Below are 20,920 nucleotides of genomic sequence, written 5' to 3' on the forward strand. Positions count from 1 at the left end.
CGCCGACGGGAAGGGTGTCGCACATGCACGTCGTGGTTCTTGCCTCGCGTCACCGAGGTCCCGTCGACCGACTTCTGGCGCGCGGCCACGAGGTGTCGGTGATCGCCTACCAGGGCGCGGCGCACCTGTACGAAGACCTCCCGACGCAGACGGTCCAGGGCCTCGGCAGCATCGACGAGGTGCTCGCGGTCGCCCGCGCCGCCGGCGCCGAGACCGCGGATGCGGTCGTGCCGCTCGGTGAGTTGTCGGTGCTGGCCGCCGCCACGCTGCGCGACTACTTCGATATCGGCGATCCCGACAGGCGCATCGGTACCGCCATTGCGGCGCGCTTCATCGACAAGGCCCGCATGAAGGACGACCTCGCCGCGGCCGGTATCCCGGTGGCCAACCACGCCAGCGGCACCGCCACCGAGGTTGGCGAGCTGTGTCGCGACGTCGGGTTCCCGGTCGTCGTGAAACCGGCCATCGGCTCCGGGTCCCGGCACACGGTCAGCCTCGTCGACGACCGGGAGCTGCGCGCCGGGCTCGCCGACGAAGACGGTGTGCCACGCGTGGGCGACATCATCGTCGAATCGTTCGTCGAGATGCGCGCCGAGCTGCACTGCGACTTCCAGGTCGCAGACAGTGCCGTCGTCTTCGCTGCGACCTCGCGCTACATGGCGCCGCTGCTCGGCAGCAACGGCGCCAATGGTTCGGTGGTGCTCGGGCCTGGCCATCGGCATGACACGGGAGTCGCTCTCGCGCAACGGGTGGTCGACGCGCTCGAGCTCACCGACGGCGTGTGCCACCTCGAGTTCTTCGACACCGTCGAGGGCCCTGTGGTCGGTGAGGTCGCGGCGCGGCCGGCCGGCGGCGGGATCGTCGAGGCGGTCGCGCTAGGCACAGGCGTCGATCTCTGGGAGCGCTACCTCGACTCCTGCCTGGGTCCGACCGTGACGCCCGACCCGCGACGCGGAACGGCTGTGCCCACAAACCGCCGGTTGCCGGACGGGGTGGCGGCTTGGTGCGGCCTGCCGGCCCGCAACGGACGGGTGGTCTCGATGACGGACAGCGCCGCTTTGCTGGCGCTGCCGTATGTGCATGCCGTGCACATGGAGATGGAGGTCGGCGACACGGTCCAGCGTCCAGCCGGTTCGACGTCCTGGGCCGGCATCGTCGTGTACGAGGCGCCCACGGAGGTTGCCGCCGTCGCCACCGCCGGCGATCTCTGGTCGATGTTCTCGCTCTCCGTGGCGTGACGCCGGTGCGGCTGCCTTCCCGGGTTGCGCCGCCCGTCGCGGCTGTCCGATCGCTGGCGGCGGTCACGCTCGTCAACACCGCCGGCGACGGCCTGTTCGCTGTCGGCGGCATCCTGTTCTTCATCCACTCCGTGGGCCTCTCTGCTGCCCAGGTCGGTTTCGGCCTGACCGCGGCCGGCATCGCGGCGCTGGTCGTGAGCGTGCCGATGGGCCGGCTCGCCGACCGGCTCGGGCCACGGCGCGTGCTCACTGTCCTGTTGTGCACGCAGGGCGTTGTTACGTTGCTCTACCTGGTCGCGGGCTCCTACCCAAGTTTCCAGGTCGTCGCCGTCCTGTTCGCCATCGGGAACTCGTCGGCGGCGCCGGCGCGTGGCGCGCTCGTCGCGCAGATCACCAAGAAGCACGTCGAGTACCGGGTCGCGTCGCGCGCGTTCCTGCGCTCGGTGACCAACGTCGGCCTGGCGATCGGCACGCTCATCGGCGGCGCGTTGATCGGCGCCGGCACGGCCGGTACCTACGACGCGTTGATGGTGGTCGACGCCGGCACCTACCTGGTCGCCGCCCTGTTGCTCGTCACGCTGGTTCCGGCGACGGCCACTGTGTCCGCGTCTGCGTCGAGCCCGGTCAAGACAGCCGCACCAACCGGGGGGGCCACAGCCCCGCGCAGCGCGCTGCGAGATCGCCCCTACGTCGTCGTCACCGTGCTGTCCGGCGTGATCTCGCTGCAGTACGACGTCCTGCCGACGGCGCTGCCGCTGTGGGTCGCCTTGCAGACCGACGTCGCGAAGGGCTGGCTCGGCCCGCTGCTGTTCGCCAACACAATCATCGTCATCCTGTTCCAGCAGGCGCTGGCGCGGGGTTCGCGCACGGCCGACGGCGCGGCCCTGGCGGTGCGCCGCTCCGGCCTGTGGTTCGTCGGATCCTGCGCGCTGTTCGCGCTGAGCTATCACGGACATGCACCGATAGCGCTGCTTGTCCTCTTCGGCGCGGTGGTCGTACACTCCTGCGGTGAGCTGCTGCATGCCGCGGGTGGGTTCGGCCTATCGTTCGGGCTCGGACGGGACGGCGCGCACGGCGAGTACCAGGCCGTGTTCGGCCTCGGTATCGGCGCCTCGCGAGCTGTCGCGCCGCTCGTCCTGACCGGCTTGGTGATCGGGCTCGGTGTACCCGGCTGGATCCTGTTGGCAGCCCTGCTGTTCGTTCCCGGCCTGGCGATGCCCGCCGCTGTGCGATGGGCGCAGCGCGACCGAACCCGCGAGGACGCCGATACCGCCGACCCCGATCCGTCCCCACGATCAGAGGAGCCCAATCATGCGTCGAGCTGAGCTCGAGCAGCTTTTCCACCCGCTGAGCCTGGAGCAGAGCCTGCACCTGCTCGACAGCCTGACCTGGTTCCCGCAGCCAGGTCCGGACGGTTCGGCGCGCATTGCCGATTACGTCAACACCCGCGCCGATGGTGCGTCGGTCGACACAGCGACGATCGACAGCGTGCTCGAGCGCATCGACGAGTCCGCCGCGCCGGACGACGATCCCGCGCTGGGCCGCTGGGCGGACATCCGGAACGCCAAAATCCTCTACTCGCTGAAGTACGACCTGAAGACGTTCCTGCTGCCTGATCCGTGGTTCACCTTCATGAATATGGGCTGGCAGGAGGTGGGCGCGCCCGACCCCGACCTGCGAGAATGGTTGCCGGGCGGTCAGGACGTGTGGCGTTACTCCGCGAATCTCTACGACATGGTCGCGAGCCGGATGCCACTGGCCGGCAGAGACGTTCTCGAGGTGGGCAGCGGTCGAGGCGGCGGCGCAGGTTTCGTGGTCCGCAAGCACCTCCCGAGCAGCTACACCACCGTCGAGCAATCCGAGAACAATGTGGAGTTCGCGCGCGCGGTGCAACCGAGCGAGATCGACTTCCGGGTCGGGGACGCCGAGTCGATGGCCGTGGACGACGACAGCATCGACGCGGTGATCAACATCGAGTCGGCGCACTGCTATCCCAACCCCAAGCGATTCTTCGCCGAGGTCGCTCGCGTGCTCCGGCCGGGCGGGCGGCTGCTGTTCGCGGACGAGTGGTGGACGGAGCAGGTCGGCGAGCTCACTGACGCCATCGCCGCCGCGGGGTTGACCATCGTCACCCACGAGGACCTTACCGCCGGCATCATCGAGGCGCTGCGACGCATGCCGGCTATCACCGGCCCCCTCGTCGCCGCACAGGAGGGCGCGCAGCGCCGGGTGTACGAGCGCTTCTTCGGTGAGCGGGTCCTGCGCGACTCGCTCGAGTCCTACACCTCGAAGCGCTTCGTCTTCACGCTCGTGGTCGCGGAGTTGGCATGAGAGTCCTGCCGGTGACTACCGCTACGGACAAGGACGGTGCACCGATGAGTGGGGAAGTCGACCGCCGCTCGACCGACGAGCTGGTCGCGACCTATCTCGCCGACGGCGTCGTGCACCCGATCACCGTTTTCCCCCCGGACGACTGTCCGCCCCTCCTGGCCGCCGTGCGCGACGTCTTGACGCGGCCGGGCCCCGCGCCGGCGCCATCGCAGGAGCAGTCCAGCGGCCGGCTCGCGTCGGTCTCGGGCACGCAGAGCAGCGTCCCCTTCGTCGAGTCGCGCCATCTCGACAGCCGGGTGGTCTTCGACCTGTGCACAGCGCCGCCGGTACTGGACCTGGCCAGGGGCATTCTCGGCGACGATCTGCTGCTGTGGCGGTCGACGATCATCGCGAAGCCGCCGGGCGGCGCGGGATTCCGTTGGCACCAGGACTTTGGCGGCGTGTTCGGAGCGCACGAGTCCTACGGCCTCGAGCCCCCGCTGCATCTCAATGTGTGGATGGCGCTGACGCCGACCACCCGGGCCAACGGCTGCCTGCGCTTCGTCCCCGGCATGCCGCAGGTGTTGCCGGGCGCCCCGTCCGGCCCCGGGCAGCGGGCGACCCTGCTGACCCGCGAGGAGCACATCGACGAGAGCCGCGCCATCGACGCACCCCTGGCGGCGGGCGAGGCCGCCGTGTTCGGCGACCGCGCGTTGCACGCGTCGTGGCCCAACGAGACCGACGAGGCGCGGCTGGGCCTGGCTGTGCGGATCACGCTGCCGCAGGTGCGGGTCCGCTCGCACTTCCCGGGCCACCGCAACATCCTGATCAGCGGGCGTGACGCGCTGGGCGTCAACCCGCTCGCCCCGCCGCCGGCCTGACGCGGGCCGGGGCGGTCTGGGATGGTTCGACCGCGCCGACGAGCAGCTCGCCGCCGACTTCGCCGAGCGGTGGTTGATGATCGACAAGGGTGAGTGGGAATGCGGGATCTCGCCGGTCGCTGCCGGGTATCGGCGTCACAGCCTGCGCACCGGTGTCCCTGGCCGGGTGCCCGTGCCGCCGGAGCGCTGCTCGGCGGGCCGAGGCTAAGCTGACGCCTTACTTGGTGACGACATCTCAAAGGCAGGCATGACAAGCTCTGACGATCAGCTCAAGCGCATCAGGCACTCCAGTGCCCACGTGCTCGCGCAAGCCGTGCGGGAGCGGTTCGGGCCCGAGGGTCACGTGGCCCTCGCGATCGGTCCGCCGACGGCGCGCGGCTTCTACTACGACTTCAGCCTGCCGCGCCCCGTCGTCGAGGGCGACCTGAAGTGGCTCGAGAAGCGCATGAAGAAAATCCTGCGCGGCAACCACGACTTCGTCCAGCGCGACGTCTCCGAGGACGAAGCGCGGTCGCTGTTCGCCGACCAGCCGTTCAAGCTGGAGATCATCGACGGAATCGTCCACGGCGGTGTCGATGCGCATGGCGAGCCGTTCGAGGGCGAGCCGGTCCTCGGCACGTACCAGCAGGACACCTTCCTCGACCTGTGCGGCGGTCCGCACATCGCGAACACCCGCGACATCGATCCCAACGCGGTGAAGCTGCTGACCGTGGCGGGTGCCTACTGGCGCGGCGACGAGAGCCGTCCGATGTTGCAGCGGATCTACGGGACGGCCTGGGGCACGCGCGAGGAACTCGACCACTTCCTGTTCCTTCGTGCCGAGGCCGAGCGACGCGACCACCGAAAGGTGGGCCGCGAACTCGACCTGTTCATGTTCGACAAGTCGGCACCGGGCATGCCGTACTGGCTGCCCGACGGCCTGCGCATGCTGAACACGATGCTGGAGTTCTGGCGGAACGAGCACGAGGCCCGCGGATACCAGGAGATCAGCAGTCCGCTGATCAACGAGAAGTCCCTATGGGAGACCTCGGGGCACTGGCAGAATTACGTCGACGACATGTTCGTCATCCCGGACGGCGACAACCGCACCTACGCGGTCAAGCCGATGAACTGTCCCAACGCCATGGTGGTCTACAACCGCAAGACCACCTCGTACCGGGAATTGCCGCTCCGGTTGTCGGACTGCGACCTCCTGCACCGCAATGAGCGGTCGGGAACCCTGCAGGGGCTGTTACGGGTGCAGGCATTCCGGCAGGACGACGCGCACATCTTCCTGCCGGAGGCGGAGATCGGCGCCGAGATCCAGCGCATCTTCGACATCGCCGATCGGTTCTACGGCGTGTTCGGACTGAAGTACCGACTCCGCCTGGGCACCCGGCCGGAGAAATTCATCGGCGACGTCGCGACCTGGGATCTCGCGGAGTCGACGCTGCGGGATGTGCTGGAGGAGCGGGCGCCCGGCGAGTACATCGTCGTCGAGGGCGACGGTGCTTTCTACGGACCGAAGATCGACATCCTGATGGAGGACGCGCTCGAACGCGAGTGGCAGATGGGGACGATCCAGCTGGACTTCCAGCTCCCTCGACGTTTCGGGTGCGTCTACACCGACGACCAGGGCCAAGAAGTCACCCCGGTGGTCATCCACCGCGTCATCTACGGGTCCTTGGAACGTTTCGTCGGCATCCTGCTCGAGCACACCGCAGGAGCACTGGCGCCCTGGCTCGCTCCGCGGCAGGCGATCGTCCTACCGGTCGCCGTTGACTACGAGGCGGCGGCCGAGGCTCTGCGCGAGGAGCTGGTCGCTGCTGGTCTCCGCGCCGATCTGTGGTCGGCGACCACTGGCACGCTCGGCGCCCGCGCCCGGCGCGCTCGGATGGCCAAGTACCCGTTCGTGCTGGTCGTCGGTGCCCAGGAGGCAGAGGGCTCGGAGTTGTCGGTCAAGCTGCGCGAGGGCGGTCAGGTGCCGCCGTTAACCCGAGCCGAGGTCGTCGAGCGGATGGTGCGATCCGTCCGCCAGTTCGACAACAGCACCGAGACGGCGTTCGCCGACGTCCTCCCGGCCGAAGCACCGGCTGCGGCCGAAGCGGGCGCGACCAGCTCCTGACGTGACGTCCGCGGACGTCACGGCTGGCGTCAGCACTGTCACGGAAAAAGCGCCGAGCGTCGAGCGCTTCGGCATAGATGGCGTCGACGGTGCCCGCCGATGCGGCGGCGGTAGGCGGCCGCTCGCCTGCGCTGAGGCTCTGGCCGCCACCCGCGCAGCGTTTCGTCTGCGTGCGTTCTGATCTCGAGCGGCAACCACGTCATCGCAGGCGGACAGGGACTGAACCGGGTCAGACCCGCCTGCGGCTCAGCCACGATGCGCGCCGCGCGTGACAGACGCGAAGTCATCTGTCCGGTTGGGCCTAGGTTCGCCATAGGAGGTACGCGATGACGGATGCGCAGACCGCAGATGACGCACCAAACTTGGGACGGCCGGTAACGGTCAAGGTCGAGCGGGCGGCGCACTCCGTCATTTCGGCTGGATACGGTCGACACGACTCGGCGTTCACGCCCGGTCGGCCAGTGTGGACTAGCGAAAACGCCGACGAACTGAAACGGCTGTTCGTGGATCGTCCGGATGTGACGGGTCTGAGCTTCCGCAACCTCGCCAACTACATCACCCGCGCCCTGCTCGACACCGGCGGGTTCAGACCCCGACTACACCCTCATCTGCGATGAGCCGGCAATGTCGCTCGGTTCAAAGCCGTTTCGGGTGCGCCCGATCAAGGCGACACCGAACGCACCGATAAGGCGGCGGCAGCGGCCGAGGGGCTGTGCCGCCGCGCAGTTAGTGCCGGCTCCGGGCCTGCGTGGCCGTGAGACGGTGCGACGGCCGGGCGTCGTCGGCTGGGCGCGCCGTGGCGGGCCGGATGTCGGCGCTGCGCGGGGTGCTCATCGCGGCCAGTTGGGCGGCGGTGGCGGTGACGTGCTGGCCGCGATCGAGGTCGTCACGTCGGTCTCGGCCGGTGAGTCGCCCCAGGGCATCATCATCCGTATCGGGCGCGCCGATTCTTTCGGCGAGGACGGTTTGCAGCGTGCTTTCCTGTAGCCCGGTCCGCTTGCTGACAGCTGTTAGCTCCCGCTGCCAGGTATCGAGCGGCGCCTTGGCGATGATGCCGGCGGCGACCCGTGCGGCCGCTACGCGGTCCTCGGGCCAGGTCAGTTCGCGCCCGGTGAGGGCCTGGTCGACGAGCTGGCGGCCGATCGATTCGGCGGTGGCCAGCCGGTCGACGAGGACCGCCGGCCCGTGCAGCTCGGCGAGCTGGGCCGGGTCCATCCCGGCCGGCAGTGGCGCGCCGCGAGGGTCGAGGCCGTGCGCGGTCAACAGCTCGTAGGCGCGGGCGGCGGCCTGTACACCGGCCGGGTCGGCGTCGGTGGCGACCACGATCCGGTCCCTGGCGGCGCCGAGGGCGTCGGCGAGCTGGCCGGCCTGGTGGTCGGTCAGGGCGGTGCCCAGCGGTGCTAGGCCGGCCATCATGCCGCCGGAGGCGAGGTCGACGGCGAGGGCGTCGATCGGTCCTTCGACGAGGACCCCGAGACCGCCGCGATCAAGGACAGCCGTGTTCTCGGCGAGGCCGTACAGGTGCTGCCCTTTGGTGTAGAGCGGGGTTTGGCCGGTGTTTAGATACTTCGGGTTGCGGGTGTCGGTGCTGACGTCCAGGCTCGGGTTGCGGCGGCCGACGAAGCCGACCACTTCCCGGCCGCCGCCCTCGGTGCGGGCCTCGATCGGGAACATCAGCCGATCCCGGAACCGATCGACGACCCGGTCCGTAGAGGCGCGTGTGCCCAGGCCCGCGCCGAGGATCTCGGCGTCGGCGAAACCCTGGCTACGCAGGTGCTCGGTCAGGTGGGTCCAGCCGGCCGGGGCGTAGCCCACGTGACCGGCCGGGTCGTCGAGCATCGCGCTGCCGAGCCGGGTGTCGAGGTAGGCCCGCGCCCAGGAGGCCGGGTATTGGCTGGCGTAGTAGGCGGCCGCGGCCGCGTTGGCTGCGACGAGTCGGTCGCGGTGCAGAAAATCATGCTCGGGATCTTGCGCGCGGTTTTCTGCCCTCGCGCGCAGTGCGCCGGTGCGTTCCGCGCCGGCCGCGGTACGGGTGGCGAGTTTGTCGGCGTCGCTGGCCACCACCGCCCCCGGCTCGGTGGTGAGGTGGTCGTGGGTGCGGTCGAGGACCTGGTGCGCGGTGGCCAGCACGCGGGCGCCGGAGGCGCGCAGCGCGGCGTCGACATCGCCGGTCTGCGCGGCCCAGCCGGCGACGTAGGCGAAGGTGTATTCAGCGGTGTCCAGGCCGTGGTCGGCGGCCACCAGGTAGGCCAGGGATTCGGCCTCGACCTCGCGGTTGCCGCGGCAGCTGCCGGTCTGGCCGCGTTCGAACCCGGCCGGGTCGTGCATCAGGACGTGCCCGAGTTCGTGGGCCAGGGTCTTGACCGCTTGCGCCTCGTCAACGTCGGAGCGGATGACGACCTGGTGGGTGGCGTAGGCGGTGTAGCCGTTGGGGCCGGCGTCACCGGCAATCGGTGCTCGGGTGACGGTGAAACCGGCGGCCGTGCACTGAGCGGCGAGGGCGTCCCACAGGCCCTGCGGGGCGTGCCCGGCGAGCAGCTGCGGAATCGGCGGTGCCGGCAGTCGCTCGCCGCTGGTCTGGGACACGTCCCATACGTAGACGGGTCGGAAACCGACGACCCGCCGCGGGCCGCTCGCCTCGACCGGCCCGTCGCCGGGCGCCGCCGACGAGGACTCTGCGGCGGCGGTGATCGCGTCAGGGGTGTCCTCGGCTCGTCGACCTTGCGGGTGACCGGGGCCAGGATCGCCAGGCCCTTCTCGCCCTTGGTCACCTGGCGGCCGAGTTCGGTCCACAGGTTGTAGCCGGCGACCTGCGTGGCGTCGGGTTTCTGGGCGAGCAGGAGCAGGGTGTTGTTGAAGCTGTAGTTGTGGAACTTCGCGGCCACGTCCAACCAGCGCTGCCACTCAGGCCCCGCCGCCAGCGCTGACACCTGCTCGGTGAGGGTCTGGTGCAGCCCGGCGAGCTTCGCCTCCCGCGCCTCCAAGGCCTTGGCCTTTTGCTCCGGCGTGATCGGGCGCCGGTACCTGCCCGCCACCGCGGGTCAGACCTTCCGTGCCTTGGCCTGGCCGTCCAGCTCGTCGAGGCGCCGTGCGTGGGCCTCGACGACGGAGGTCAGGTCATCGATCTGATCCTGCATCGCGGCCAGGACCGCGGTGAAGTCCACCGGCACAGCCGCCGGCCGCGGGGTGCTCTGCTCGGTCTGCTCGGTCATGGCGGGTGCTCCTATCGGCTCAGGGTGCGGGTCTTGATTTTCGTGGCCGTAGCGGCCGCCGTGGCGGGCTTGCCAGCACCGGCCGGGCTGACCTCGACATACGGGCGCGGGTAGCTCTCGGCCGCCAGGTCGGCCGGGTGCGGATAGCCGGCGTCGGTGGTGCGCCAGTACCGCGGGCCACCACCGAGGGTCTCGATGTAGGCCGACGCGTCGGCCCTGCTCAGCTGCGCGAGGTCCTCCGACGTGGTGGGCCCACCGGCGGACCGGTCCGGGTCCCGCTCGATGAGGTGGGTGAGGTAGCGGACTTGCCCGGGCGTGGCCGGCAAATGCCCAGTCGCGGCCGAGGTTGCCGCCGGGTCGGCGCTGGCCTGCCACCCGCCTTCCTCGTCCTCATGGGACGCTCCGGCCGACACACCGCCGGCGTGCTCATCGACGCGGGCTTGCCCCGCTGAACCGGCGCTGTCGCTGCGCCCGGGTTCGCCGACGAACACCCGCGGCTGGTAGCTGCTCTCCGCCGCGACGTGGGCGAGGACGTCGCGCATCGCCCCGATCCGGTCCGCGCCGGATTCACGCAGCTCGTCGAAGCGGGCCATCGCGTTCGGCGCCATCTCGCCCAGCCGCGTCTCGACGCGGGTGGCGGCCACGTTCGCGGCCGGGTCGGTGTCTCCCCAGCCTGCGGCGGCGCCCCAGGCCCGGCCCAGCTCGTGCAGGTCGGCCTGGCCTGTCGAGTCCAGGGCGTGGGACCACACCATCCTGTCGGCGGTGTGCTGGGCGGTCAGTTCGGCGCGGGCCGCGGCTGCGGCCTGTTCGATGCCGGCTGCGCGTTGTTCGGTGCGCTCCTGGCGCAGCCGGATCACGGCCCCCGCGACCTGCACCGCCACGGCCAGGTGCTGGGCCAGCTTGGCCGAGGCTTCCCGCTCCGGTCCTTCATCCATCACGTGCTCGCTTTCTGCTAGCACTTGCTAGCTCGCTCAGTTGTTAGTCGGTGTCGGCCCAGTGCCCGGGCGGTGCCGGCGCGGTGGGCATCGGGGCTTGATCGCTGTGCCGGTCGTTGGTGCAGGAGGAGAACGGGCCGTCCGGCGCCAGCAGCACCGGGTTGATCGCGTCGAAGCAGGTGCGCAGCCAATCGGTCATGCCGGTGGCCTCCTCCGACACCCGCGCGGCCTCCCAGCTGCGCCACAACGCGGTCAGACGGATGATCGCCTCACCGTGGGCCCACCACGACGGGCACCACCGCTGCGTCTGGCTGATCTTGCGGACGTAGACCGGGGCGTAGACGTGCTCGACCCACGTCTGCACGTCCTCACACAACGGCTCGATCAGGTCGGCCGCCTCGCCGGCGAGCAGCTCGTCGACGCCGATCTCCTCGCCGAGCCCGCAGTCAGGGCCGGGGTCGGTCATGCCGGCTGCCGGCCCGGCTCGAACCGTGTCATCGACGACTCGCCGGCGCTCAAGGAGATCCCTCGAGCCGGGGCGCCGCCGGCCGCGGTGCTGGCTCGAGACTGGAGGGCAGCCGCGGCCTCCTTCTCGGCCGCGGCGATCGCGGCCTTACGCGGACCGTCATACCAGGGCAGCAGCCGGATCATCGCCGGCTTGATGCCCGTCGCCAGCAACACCGCATGGGTCTTGGGCAGCGCCCGCACCCCGGCCGCCGGCAGAATCCGTTCCCGCCGCGTCGACGTCGAGGACGAGCCGCCGCCCTGACCCCGGCTGAAAGACAGCACGTCGACGTCGTGCTCACCGACGATGCGGGAGATGTCCTCAGCGAAGTCGGCGTCATCGGCGCCGGAGCCGATGAGCTTGACCGTGGCCGCGCCCCACAGCTCTTTCATGCCGGCTTTTCCCCAGACCCGCTCGCCCTGGGCGTAGGACTGCAGGATCGCGATCGGGATGATCGAGCGGGAGCCCATGTGGCTGTACTGCTCGGGCAGGTCGCGGATGCGGCAGATGTTGGCGACCTCGTCGAGGACCAGCACCAGGGGCGGGTCGATCCGCCCGCCGCGGCGCTCGCCGGCCCGCTCGGCCGCGACCCGGACCTCCGTCGTCAGCGCCGACACCAGCGAGGCGGCCGACGTGCCGCCAGCGACGTTCTTGGACAGCAGGTACAGGGTCTCGCGGGTCTCGACGAACTCTGCCGGTGTGAACTCGACCAAGCCCTCCTGGGGAGTGACCCACCGGGAGATGTCGTTGTCGCGCAAAGAGGATGTGCCCGAGCGGGCGGTGAAGTACACCGACCCGCGGGTCTCCGGGGGCAGCCCTTGGGTGCCGGCGAGGGAGTTCGCGGCCGCGTTATGGCCATGTGTGCGCAGCAGCTTGACCGGCTCCTCCGTGGCCTCGTCGAACAGCCACCGATACACATCCAGCAGCGTCAGCCGTCCTAGGTAGGCGGCGAAGATCAGGTTGGACAGCAGCTCATTCGCTGCCGGTCCCCAAATCTCGCGGTTGGAATCGTCGGCGACCGCCATCACGAAACCCCCGGCGAGGCGGGTGGCGTCATCCATGCTCATCTGCCCGCCGAGGGGGTTCCACCACCACTCCTGCTTGGTGTGGGTGATGTGTTGCGGGTCGAAGACCCATACCCGGCAGCCGGTGTCGGCCTCCCGAAGAGCCGCGGTGGCCAGGTACAGGTCGGCCTTGTTCGAGCAGGCCACCACCGCTCCGGGTGCGTCGAGGATCGTCGGCACCGCCAGGCTGGTGGTTTTGCCGGTGCGAGGGGCGAAGATGGCCAGGATGACGTCCTCCCAGGAGGCTTGCAGCAGCCGGCCCGCCGGCAGCAGCCGCCCCAAGGTCACGCCGCGCTGAGCTTGGGCGACGTCGCCGGCTCTCTTGCACTGCTCGGCGAGGGAGGGCCGCAGCCGCAGCGCGACCGCCGCGGCACGCTTGGTGTCCAGGGTGGCCACGTCGGCCCGGGTGGCCATCGACCGGGCCGCCGGCCGCGCCTTGCGCGCCCCCCGGATGAACAGGACCACCGGCGCCGTCACCACCGCGGCCGCCACCAGGAACACCAGCACCGCACAGGCCCAGAGGAGCCCGGCCGGCACTCCCGGCCACGCCGCGGCGTGGTGGACCAGGTCGCCCGGGCCGGCCAGGCGCCACTTCGGGCCGCGGAAGCCGTGGCCGGTCACGCCGGAGGCCAGCCGGCCGCCGAGGAACACCGCGCTCGAGGCGGCCGCCGCCAGCACGAACCCGGCCGGGATCAGCCACCACAGCCACTCCGGCCCCGACGAGCCCTTCGGGCGGACCTGGCCGCCGGCCGCGAGCCGGGTCATCGGGCATCCCCAGCCCCGCGGCCGCCGCCCCACACCTTGTTGGTGTTCTGCCCGCCCCACTCGGTCTCGGCCGAGGTCAGCACGACGTCGACCGGGATGCCCGGGTCCTCGCTGGAAGCTTTGATGAGGAACTTGCCGGCGCCAGGTGGGACCTCGTTGCGTTCCAGCGCCGACACCGAGGTGGACCACCATTCGCGGATGGCGTTCTGTTCGGCGTTGGTCAGGGTGACCACCGAGTCCAGGGCGATCAGTTCCTTCTTCGGCACGCCGCCGATCACGATGGCGCCGGCCCGCTCCTCGATGCCTTCGATCTCGGAGTTGCGCCCGGGGGCGAGGTCGCGGATGGAGTGGGTGATCATGATCTGCCCGACGCCCTGGGTGCGGTTGAGCCGGGTCAGCTCGTTCACCCGGTCGGGCATGGTGCCGCCCAGGCGCAGCACCCGCCATAGCTCATCCAGGGTGAGGCAGTACAGCCGCCGCGGGGCAAGTCCTTCGTCGGCGAGGGCCTGGTCGGCCTCGACCATGCCGTACATGTCTGACCAGGCCGCGATCATGACCGCGGCCAGGAACCGTGGGTCACCGGCCTTGATCCGGGAGGTGTCGATGTTCACGACCGGCGGCCGGTCGGCGGTGCGCTGCACCCGGCGGGCGAACACGTCGCCGAACTGGCCGTCCAGCAGCGCCCGCAGGGAGCGCTGCAGCGGGTCGACGAGCCGGTCATAGGCCTCGTCGACGCCGCGGTCGAGGATGACCGCCCGCACCGCGTTGGGCCGGGTCTCCAGCAGCTCGACGACCTCGCGCAGCACCGGAACCGCACCCTCGTTACGGGTGTAGAGCAGCCTCAGGCAGGCCGAGATGGCGGCCTCCTCGTAGTCGGCCACCGGACCCTTGCGGCCCAGCTCCACCAGCGCCGAGATGCACACGGTGGCCTTGCCGATGGCCTCGGCCAGCAGCGTCGCGCCGGCCGCGCCACCGATCCGGGCGGCGGCCGCCGCCATCCCGCCCGGGTCGCACGGATTCAAAGCGGCCCCGCCGGAGCGGGCCACCACCCGGTGGTCCCCGCCCAGGCGACGGGTGAACTCCACGTAGTCCGGCTTCGTGTCGCCCGGGATCAACACGATGTAGCCCAACGCGGCCAGCCACAGCATCAGCTTCGAGGCCAGCGTGGACTTGCCCAGGCCCGGTTTGGCGATGATCAACACGCTGGGGTTGGCGATCCGGTGGGCCAGGAACCACGACACGTGGTCGAAGCAGATCACGGCACGGGACTTCTGGTGCCGCCCGATCGGCGCCCCCTCAAGCGGGAGCTGGCCGGGGCTGGCCCACGGGAACAGCCCGCACACCTGCCGGGTCGTGCCGCGCCACTCCAGCGGCACCGGCACGAACGCCGTCGACCCACCGCCCGGCGCGGCGATGCCGTTCTTGAGGATGAACTTGCGGCGCCGGATCGGCCGCGCGTGCCGCGAGCTGCGGGAGCTGGGCTTGGTCATAACGGATTACTCGCTTTCTCAGATGTGTTCGCGGGCCACGTGCGGCAGCACCGACAGGTCAGGCAGCGACAGGCCGATCCCCAACGCCCCGGCGAACGCCGCGGCTTGCGCGCCGCGCACGGGTGAGAGCCGGAACCGGGCGCCGCGGCCGGCGCGCTCGATCGTGGTGCAGGCCCGGTCAAAGGCGTCGTCATCGGTCACCGTGACGGTGACCAGGACCGAGAACGACACCACCCCGGCGCCGTCTGCTTCCTCCTCGGTGGCTTGGCGGGCCGAGCGCAGGTCGGCTGAGTCGTGCGCATGGACCAGGCCCTTGCGCCGCCCGGCGCGGTTGATCGCGGACTTGTAATCCCGATCGACGGTCTCCGCGGTCCGGCCGGCGTCAACCGGCCGGTACAGCAACGTGACCCGCTTACGCGGGGCGGTCCGCATCGGCCCCATCAACCGCTCCATATGCGCATCGCGCACCACACCCGGTGGCACCTGCAACGCCTCATACGTCCGGGACAGGCCCGAGTCATGCCGGTAGGACAACGCCGTCTCGTCGTGGGCGGACGGGCCGGCGTCGGCGAACTCGACGTGGATCGGCAAGCCCTCGGCTTCGGACTCGGCCAGCTCGGCCGCCACCGCCGGATCGAAGGCCTCCCGCACCCGGCGCGAGAGCTGCGCCACCGACAACGGCCGGCCCTCCGACGCCCCGGCGTCCTTGAGCGCCACCGACAATCCGGGCAGCCGCCGGCCGACCTCCTCGGCGACCGCGGCCGCGGTCTGATCGGAGCCTTTCCGGTCGATCCCCAGGCCCCGCTCGGTGAACGTCAGCGTGACGTAGCCGACCGTGTCGGCGACATCCACGGGAAGCTCCGCGGCCGCGGAGAACGCCACGTCACGGGCGAACTGGGGCGCGTCATCGCGGATCTGGGTGGCGACGTGGGAGTACAGCATCGCCCCGGCGTCGGGGATCGTCTCCACCACCGCGGCCGCCTGCACCACGCCGCCCTCCTGGCCCAGCAGTGCCAGGTACTCCCCCCACGAGGCGACCCACACGTCGTTGGTCTCCGAATCGACCAGCGCGCCGCCCTGGGCGGCGACCCGCATCACCACCGCCCACTGGTGGGCGGCCTGAATCTCGACCAACGCGAAGTCCCGGCCGATCGCGTCCGTGGCCTCCCACACCTTCACCTTGGCCAGCAGCCCGGGCAGCGACCGGGTGCCCGAGGGGGTGACGCCGGCCAGCCCGGAGCGATACATGTTGCGCCCGCGACGCTGGTGCCGGCGCCACCGCGCCGACTTCGACCACTCCGCATACACCGTCCGTCCGCGGAACGGGATGACCGCCGGCCCAGCGCCCAGGAGCGCGACCATCGCGAACCCCAGCGCCCACCACAACCCGGCCACCATCGACACCAACAACGTCATCCCAAGCCCGGCCATCATGACCATCGTCGGAATCAGCTTCAACGGACCCACACCCGGCGACGCCGGCCGGCGCCACCCGCCATAGGTCCGGTCCTTCACCTCGACACCGGCACTCACTGCGACCCTCCCTCACCTACGGCACCGTTGGCCACGGACTTCGCGCCCGAATGAACCTTCTCCAGAACCCCGACACCGGCCCCCACCGGGCCGGCCCCCGCCGCAGCACCCGCAGCGGCTCCGCCTCCTCCAGCGCCAGCTCCGGCGCCGGCAGCGCCAGCACCCGAAGCGCCGGCCTGCCCTGCACCGCTCGCAGCCTTCCCGCCGGACGGCAACGCCTGACTGCCGGCGGACTTACCGCTCGTCCCGCTCGACCCGGACGGCCCGCCCTCGCCCTTCAAACCCGGCGACGCCGTGGGCGTCGGACCAGACGAACCGCCACTGCCGTTGCCCGACAGGCTCACCGCGCCCGTCGCGGCCGCGGCGACCATCCCGGCCATCGCACCACCGCTGCCGCCGCCCATCGCCTCAGCAGACGGAGGCAACAACCGCAGCAGCGCCGGCAACGCCAGAATCGCCACAATGAGCAGCGAGAACCCGGACACGATCCCAGCGAGGTCTTTCGCGTCGCCGATCATCGTGAACGCCGCGGCGTAGATGATCGCGGCCACCAACTTGTAGAGCACGAACGAGAAAATCCAGCCACACAACCGTTTGAACCACGAATAGCCGGCCTCAGTGATCGACGAACCCGCCGCCACCGGAAGAATCCCCACCAGCACCGCCAGGATCGCGCCGCGGACCAGCATGATCCCGACCTGCACCAGCGAGGCGATCATCCCGAAGAACGCCAACAGAAACACCAGACCGCCGCCGACACCCGGCAGGGACCCCAGCGCGGTCAACCTCTCGCCCACCGAATGCCCGTCGAACCCGTTGTCGAGAATCGACTTGGCCAGCAGGTCGAAGCCCGTCAGCGTCACCTCGACGATGGTTGCGCCGGCCGCGGTCACGATCGTCATGAGCAACAGCCCACGAAGGATCGACTGGCCGGACTGCTCGGCCCGGGCGGTCCACGCCATCCGCACGCCACCCACCAGCAGACCCAGCACCGCGGCGAATGCCACCAACGGTCTAGTCAGGTTGTCCAAGGTCGTGATCACCCCCGAGGACGACGACAAATCAGGCTCCGGAGTGTTGATCCAGAACGTCATCAACGCCTTCATCACGTCCGCCAACCCCTTAGCGAACGCATCCTCAACAGCCTGAAAGCCACTACTCGCAGCAGCGCCAGCCACACCACCAACGCCCTTGCACGCCTCGCGCACCCCAGGAACATCACATAGACCCGGCATCGCTAGACACCCCTCCACTCGATGAAGCCGGCGAGGCTGTCAACTTGTTGCAGGTTCGCGGCCTGTCCACCATCGGACGCTGGAACGAACCGCCAGTCGGAGCCGTCCCAGCTCACGTGGTCGGCGCCTACCTGGAGCGTGCCGTCGGAATTTCGGTTGACTACCTGGATCACAGCGTCAGACGGCGTGTAGGACACGAACTGAAAACCAGCAATCTGAGACAGCACATCGTTGCCAGCCGCGCCACCAGCTCCGTAGAGGTGGGTTGCGCGAGTTTTCAGCCAGGCTTCCTTACCAGGGCCGGGAATCAACATCGCGTCAGCGGCCCTACGGAACTCCGCATCCGGCGCTAACCCGTAGCGGAATCCCTCGTTAGTTGCGGCTAAGAGCGCGCCGAGGGGTGTGTGCGCGTAACCGGTGGCGATGGCACCGGTCACCTTGCTCGGGCCAGCGCCGGGCAGCGAGGGCAGCGCGACGGTTTGATAGATCGACCAGGTGACGCCTGCTGGCGCAGCGCTCGGCACAGTCGTCGGCAACGCCGGCCCAGAGCTGCTGGACGACCCGATCGTGGTCGTCGCCGGGCCACCGCCGGTGGCGACTGGGCCGTTCTTCTTGTTGCCGTGGTTGACGATCAGCACGACGGCGACGCACAGGACGACAAGGATCAGGAAGCCGATCGCGGCGATACCGGTCCAGCGGCGCCCGCCAAACCAGTCGCGGTCTGCGGGAGCAGGTTCGGGGCGGGACGGCTCGTTGTTAGTCATGAGCGGCATTTTTCACGATCCTGCCCGGTTTCTGGGCGCATCAGATGAGCGCGCCGATGATGGTGGAGGCCCCGCCGACGATCAGGCACCCGGTGGCCACACCGCCCAGGCGACCGGCGTGTTCGGAGTTGCCCCGCTGGTAGGACACGGCCAACATGCCGCCAGCCACGATCAGCCCGATCAGGCACAGCGCCGCGGCGATCCACGAGACGTAGGAGATGACGGTCTGCACCCCCGTCAAGCCCGGGATCGCCTGCGGGGTCGAGGTGAACAAATTGAAGCCGAGAATGGCGCCGGCGATCGGTGACGCGGCGCCGACCACGAGACAGCCAGCTGCCACGCCGCCGAGGCGGCCCACGTGCTCGTTGCTACCGCGGTGGTAGGACACGGCCATCATCGCCCCGGTGATGATCAGACCCACCAGACACAGCGCGGTGGCGATCCAGCAGACGTAACCGATGATCGTTTGCAGATTCGTGACGCCCGGAATCGCGAGGGGGTTGGAGTTGAACGCGTTGTTGTCGGCCAGGATGCGGGCCGCCGCGGTGGTGGTCATGCGAGGTGTCCTTTCGGGGTGACGGTGGTGCGGATGGCGGCCAACACGTCGTCGACGGCTGGGTGTGTCGCGGGACACTCCTCACCGGGCAGGCCGGTGAGCAGGCGGTACTCCGGCACGTACGGGACGTGCCAGGTGTGCGGGAACACGCCCGCGAGCAGGCCCTTGGCCGCCGCGATCGGTTGCGGCAGCCGCCCAGGCTGGTCCGCGATGGTGACAACTCCGACCAGGTGCACGCCGTCCGGGGCGCGGCCGGCGAGGTACTGCGCGGCCGCGTCGCGCGCCCGCCCCAGGCCCCGCATCGTGGTGCGGCACACCACCACCACCCAAGTGGTGCGTTCCAGGATGGGATCGGGCCAGGCCCGGCCGGCATTGACGGCGAACGCGGGTAGCCCAAGGGGAGGCTGGCCAGCGGCCACCGCGGCCGCCAGGGCCAGGTCGTAGGGATGACGGGCGAGCTGGGTCAGCAAGCCCGCCCCCGAGCCGCCGTGGACCGCCACGAATGCCCACGACGCGTGCTCGGTCAGCGCCGCGATCCGGGTGCTGTGGACGGGCAGCAACCGATCGGCCGGCGGCGGGGAGAACACGTCGCTGCGGGGTGCGGACAGTGCGTTCTGCCGGTGCGCCGGCCGGGTAAGCACGCTGGTTATTCGCTTGGCCACACCAAACCTCCTAGGTAGCTAGCTCGGTTGCTCGTTGGCCAGTCGCCACTGGCCGTGAACGGGGGTCAGGGTCACGAACACGACAACGGTCTGCGCCGGGCCGACCCAGCCGTCTCGGCCGACCGGATGCAGCACGGCAACCACCTGGCGGTAGGCCGCCGTCGCACTGTCGACGGGGTGGTCATCACCGGCCAGCGACGTGGTGACCTCGACGTAGGCGTGGTGCGCGGCCCACCGGTTCCAGGTCGCACCGGGTGCCGCCACCGGCGGATAGGCCCGGACCTGCTGCGCAAAGGCCGGCGTCAGCCACGCCGAGGCCCGCTTCGCGGTGTCGTTCGGGTCAGCATCCAGCCTCGTGTCCGATGACTCGATGGCCTTCACCGCCGCCAGCGCCACCGCATCGACGCCGGCGCCGCTCACCGCGGCCGGCGACGGAACCGGCACAGGCGATGTGCCGGAAAAACTCGACGAGGGGTAGGGGCTCACACTCAACAACGACGCCGAGCTGGCGCTGGAGGTTGCGGCCGGGGTCAAGGTCAGTCGCCCGCACCCGGTGAGCAGCACCGCCGCCAGGCCGAGACCGACCACGACGCAAAGCTGTCGAGAGGCGGTCATCCGAACCTCGCCACCTTCCATTGCTGGGCTTGGTAGTAGCCGCTGGTCAGGGAGTCGATGCGCACCAGCTCCCCGCTCTGCGGGGCGTCGATCATCTGGTCGTTGCCGATGTAGATGCCGATGTGATGGGCCACCGACTCCCCCGGATTCGCGAAGGCGATCACGTCGCCGGGCAGCATCGAGTCGCGGTCCACCGGCTTGCCGGCATCACCCTGGGCTTGGGCGTCGTGGCTCAACTTGATCGCACCGCCCGAGGCTTGATAGACCGCATACATCACCAGCCCGGAGCAGTCCCAGCCGACGATGTGACAGTCATTGAAGCCGCCATCGTTGGTGCACTGGCCCAGAGTCGGGCCGGTGTAGGTACCGCCGTCCCAGGAGTACGGCTGGCCGATCTGAGACTGCGCCGCCGCGATCTCCTTCGCGGCGAACGGGCCGCCGCCCGGCACGACCCCGGTCGTGTCCGCGAAGTGCGCGGCCCGAGCAGTGATGGCCGCGACGTAGCCCGGGGTCTGACCGTTCTGCGGAATCCCCGCCGCGGACAGCACCGCGTAGGGGCCGGCGTTGTAACCGGCCAGCATCAACTCCGTCAACGTCAACGACGCCGGCACCTTGCCCTGGCCCTGCCACGCCTGCATCTGCGCCGCGATCGAGCAGTCATAACGACCCTGGGCCGGGATCGCAGCGGCCGGATCGAACGGGCTCTCCCCCGCCTTCGACCACGACGGCCACGTCCCCGGCAAGAACTGCGAGATGCCCTCAGCACCCGCCGGGCTCACCGCCTTCGGATTCCAACCGGACTCCTGCTCGATCTGCGCCGCGATGACCGACGCCGGCGCCGCCGGGCACATCGCCCCAGCCGCCGACACCAGCGCCACATACGCCGCCGGCGCCGTCCCAGCCTTCAACCCGTGACCCAGACCCCCCACCGCCGCCTGCGCCGGCGTGGACGCACCGCCACCCAGTAGGACCGCAACCACCACAGGCACGACCAGTAAGAGGCCAGCGGCCGCAGCGAAGGGAGCGGCACCCCTCATGCTGGCCTCCCAGT

General features: G+C 70.2%; 18 protein-coding genes and 1 pseudogene. 5 read left to right on the plus strand and 14 right to left on the minus strand.

Annotated elements, in window-relative coordinates; translation table 11 throughout:
- The first annotated feature begins 23 nt into the window (after positions 1–23).
- The 5 genes from RM423_RS13735 to thrS all read left to right on the plus strand — a co-directional run bounded on the left by RM423_RS13735 (position 24) and on the right by thrS (position 6,533).
- Positions 24–1,238 (plus strand): hypothetical protein, encoded by a 1,215-nt coding sequence (locus RM423_RS13735; RefSeq protein ID WP_311423603.1) that lies wholly within the window; start codon positions 24–26, stop codon positions 1,236–1,238.
- Between the two features lie 5 nt (positions 1,239–1,243).
- On the plus strand, positions 1,244–2,563 hold the full coding sequence (locus tag RM423_RS13740; RefSeq protein ID WP_311423604.1) for an MFS transporter: 1,320 nt from the start codon (positions 1,244–1,246) through the stop codon (positions 2,561–2,563).
- Positions 2,550–3,569: a class I SAM-dependent methyltransferase gene (locus RM423_RS13745; RefSeq protein WP_311423605.1), complete on the plus strand. Its 1,020-nt coding sequence runs from the start codon at positions 2,550–2,552 to the stop codon at positions 3,567–3,569. Before RM423_RS13740 ends, RM423_RS13745 begins: the two co-directional genes overlap by 14 nt.
- A 44-nt stretch (positions 3,570–3,613) precedes the next feature.
- Positions 3,614–4,429, plus strand: a complete 816-nt coding sequence (locus RM423_RS13750; RefSeq protein WP_311423606.1) for a phytanoyl-CoA dioxygenase family protein — start codon at positions 3,614–3,616, stop codon at positions 4,427–4,429.
- Positions 4,430–4,676: 247 nt separating this feature from the next.
- Positions 4,677–6,533 carry a threonine--tRNA ligase gene (gene thrS, locus RM423_RS13755; RefSeq protein WP_311423607.1) on the plus strand — a complete coding sequence of 619 codons (1,857 nt, stop codon included), beginning with the start codon at positions 4,677–4,679 and terminating at the stop codon, positions 6,531–6,533.
- A 726-nt stretch (positions 6,534–7,259) separates the two neighbouring features.
- Here thrS and RM423_RS13760 read toward each other — a convergent pair.
- The 14 genes and pseudogenes from RM423_RS13760 to RM423_RS13820 form a co-directional block, all read right to left on the minus strand.
- Positions 7,260–9,119: a toprim domain-containing protein gene (locus tag RM423_RS13760; protein ID WP_311423608.1), complete on the minus strand. Its 1,860-nt coding sequence runs from the start codon at positions 9,117–9,119 to the stop codon at positions 7,260–7,262.
- A 155-nt stretch (positions 9,120–9,274) separates the two neighbouring features.
- Positions 9,275–9,568, minus strand: a pseudogene (locus tag RM423_RS25625) (ArdC family protein); the annotation flags it as partial.
- 6 nt (positions 9,569–9,574) lie between these two features.
- A complete protein-coding gene (locus RM423_RS13765) occupies positions 9,575–9,745 on the minus strand; it encodes a hypothetical protein (protein ID WP_311423609.1) in 171 nt (56 codons plus the stop codon).
- 11 nt (positions 9,746–9,756) lie between these two features.
- Complete coding sequence (locus RM423_RS13770; protein WP_311423610.1) at positions 9,757–10,680, minus strand: hypothetical protein; 924 nt, start codon at positions 10,678–10,680, stop codon at positions 9,757–9,759.
- Positions 10,681–10,723: 43 nt separating this feature from the next.
- Positions 10,724–11,146 (minus strand): DUF4913 domain-containing protein, encoded by a 423-nt coding sequence (locus tag RM423_RS13775; protein ID WP_311423611.1) that lies wholly within the window; start codon positions 11,144–11,146, stop codon positions 10,724–10,726.
- Complete coding sequence (locus tag RM423_RS13780) at positions 11,143–13,014, minus strand: type IV secretory system conjugative DNA transfer family protein (protein ID WP_311423612.1); 1,872 nt, start codon at positions 13,012–13,014, stop codon at positions 11,143–11,145. The genes RM423_RS13775 and RM423_RS13780 overlap by 4 nt, the downstream gene beginning before the upstream one ends.
- Positions 13,011–14,504 (minus strand): hypothetical protein, encoded by a 1,494-nt coding sequence (locus tag RM423_RS13785; RefSeq protein WP_311423613.1) that lies wholly within the window; start codon positions 14,502–14,504, stop codon positions 13,011–13,013. The genes RM423_RS13780 and RM423_RS13785 overlap by 4 nt, the downstream gene beginning before the upstream one ends.
- 18 nt (positions 14,505–14,522) lie before the next feature.
- Positions 14,523–16,037: an SCO6880 family protein gene (locus tag RM423_RS13790; protein ID WP_311423614.1), complete on the minus strand. Its 1,515-nt coding sequence runs from the start codon at positions 16,035–16,037 to the stop codon at positions 14,523–14,525.
- Positions 16,034–17,155: a hypothetical protein gene (locus tag RM423_RS13795; protein ID WP_311423615.1), complete on the minus strand. Its 1,122-nt coding sequence runs from the start codon at positions 17,153–17,155 to the stop codon at positions 16,034–16,036. The genes RM423_RS13790 and RM423_RS13795 overlap by 4 nt, the downstream gene beginning before the upstream one ends.
- Positions 17,156–17,274: 119 nt before the next feature.
- Positions 17,275–18,036, minus strand: a complete 762-nt coding sequence (locus RM423_RS13800) for a hypothetical protein (protein ID WP_311423616.1) — start codon at positions 18,034–18,036, stop codon at positions 17,275–17,277.
- 40 nt (positions 18,037–18,076) lie between these two features.
- Positions 18,077–18,592 (minus strand): hypothetical protein, encoded by a 516-nt coding sequence (locus tag RM423_RS13805; RefSeq protein ID WP_311423617.1) that lies wholly within the window; start codon positions 18,590–18,592, stop codon positions 18,077–18,079.
- The gene (locus tag RM423_RS13810) at positions 18,589–19,254 is read right to left on the minus strand and encodes a hypothetical protein (protein WP_311423618.1); all 666 of its coding nucleotides are present in this window, start codon (positions 19,252–19,254) and stop codon (positions 18,589–18,591) included. The genes RM423_RS13805 and RM423_RS13810 overlap by 4 nt, the downstream gene beginning before the upstream one ends.
- A gap of 18 nt (positions 19,255–19,272) precedes the next feature.
- Entirely contained in the window at positions 19,273–19,869 is a 597-nt protein-coding gene (locus RM423_RS13815; RefSeq protein ID WP_311423619.1) for a hypothetical protein, read from the minus strand.
- Positions 19,866–20,906 carry an NlpC/P60 family protein gene (locus RM423_RS13820; protein WP_311423620.1) on the minus strand — a complete coding sequence of 347 codons (1,041 nt, stop codon included), beginning with the start codon at positions 20,904–20,906 and terminating at the stop codon, positions 19,866–19,868. Before RM423_RS13820 ends, RM423_RS13815 begins: the two co-directional genes overlap by 4 nt.
- Positions 20,907–20,920 lie beyond the last annotated feature (14 nt).

The sequence above is a fragment of the Jatrophihabitans lederbergiae genome, from assembly GCF_031845305.1.
Classification (GTDB): Bacteria; Actinomycetota; Actinomycetes; order Mycobacteriales; family Jatrophihabitantaceae; genus Jatrophihabitans_A; species Jatrophihabitans_A lederbergiae.

Bases quoted from the DNA above. Each gene is read 5' to 3' on its own strand.
- RM423_RS13815 (WP_311423619.1), bottom strand. From the start codon at position 19,869: ATGACCGCCTCTCGACAGCTTTGCGTCGTGGTCGGTCTCGGCCTGGCG.
- RM423_RS13735 (WP_311423603.1), top strand. From the start codon at position 24: ATGCACGTCGTGGTTCTTGCCTCGCGTCACCGAGGTCCCGTCGACCGA.
- RM423_RS13785 (WP_311423613.1), bottom strand. From the start codon at position 14,504: ATGACCAAGCCCAGCTCCCGCAGCTCGCGGCACGCGCGGCCGATCCGG.
- RM423_RS13775 (WP_311423611.1), bottom strand. From the start codon at position 11,146: ATGACCGACCCCGGCCCTGACTGCGGGCTCGGCGAGGAGATCGGCGTC.
- RM423_RS13820 (WP_311423620.1), bottom strand. From the start codon at position 20,906: ATGAGGGGTGCCGCTCCCTTCGCTGCGGCCGCTGGCCTCTTACTGGTC.
- thrS (WP_311423607.1), top strand. From the start codon at position 4,677: ATGACAAGCTCTGACGATCAGCTCAAGCGCATCAGGCACTCCAGTGCC.
- RM423_RS13750 (WP_311423606.1), top strand. From the start codon at position 3,614: ATGAGTGGGGAAGTCGACCGCCGCTCGACCGACGAGCTGGTCGCGACC.
- RM423_RS13805 (WP_311423617.1), bottom strand. From the start codon at position 18,592: ATGACCACCACCGCGGCGGCCCGCATCCTGGCCGACAACAACGCGTTC.
- RM423_RS13765 (WP_311423609.1), bottom strand. From the start codon at position 9,745: ATGACCGAGCAGACCGAGCAGAGCACCCCGCGGCCGGCGGCTGTGCCG.
- RM423_RS13780 (WP_311423612.1), bottom strand. From the start codon at position 13,014: ATGACCCGGCTCGCGGCCGGCGGCCAGGTCCGCCCGAAGGGCTCGTCG.
- RM423_RS13745 (WP_311423605.1), top strand. From the start codon at position 2,550: ATGCGTCGAGCTGAGCTCGAGCAGCTTTTCCACCCGCTGAGCCTGGAG.
- RM423_RS13770 (WP_311423610.1), bottom strand. From the start codon at position 10,680: ATGGATGAAGGACCGGAGCGGGAAGCCTCGGCCAAGCTGGCCCAGCAC.
- RM423_RS13800 (WP_311423616.1), bottom strand. From the start codon at position 18,036: ATGACTAACAACGAGCCGTCCCGCCCCGAACCTGCTCCCGCAGACCGC.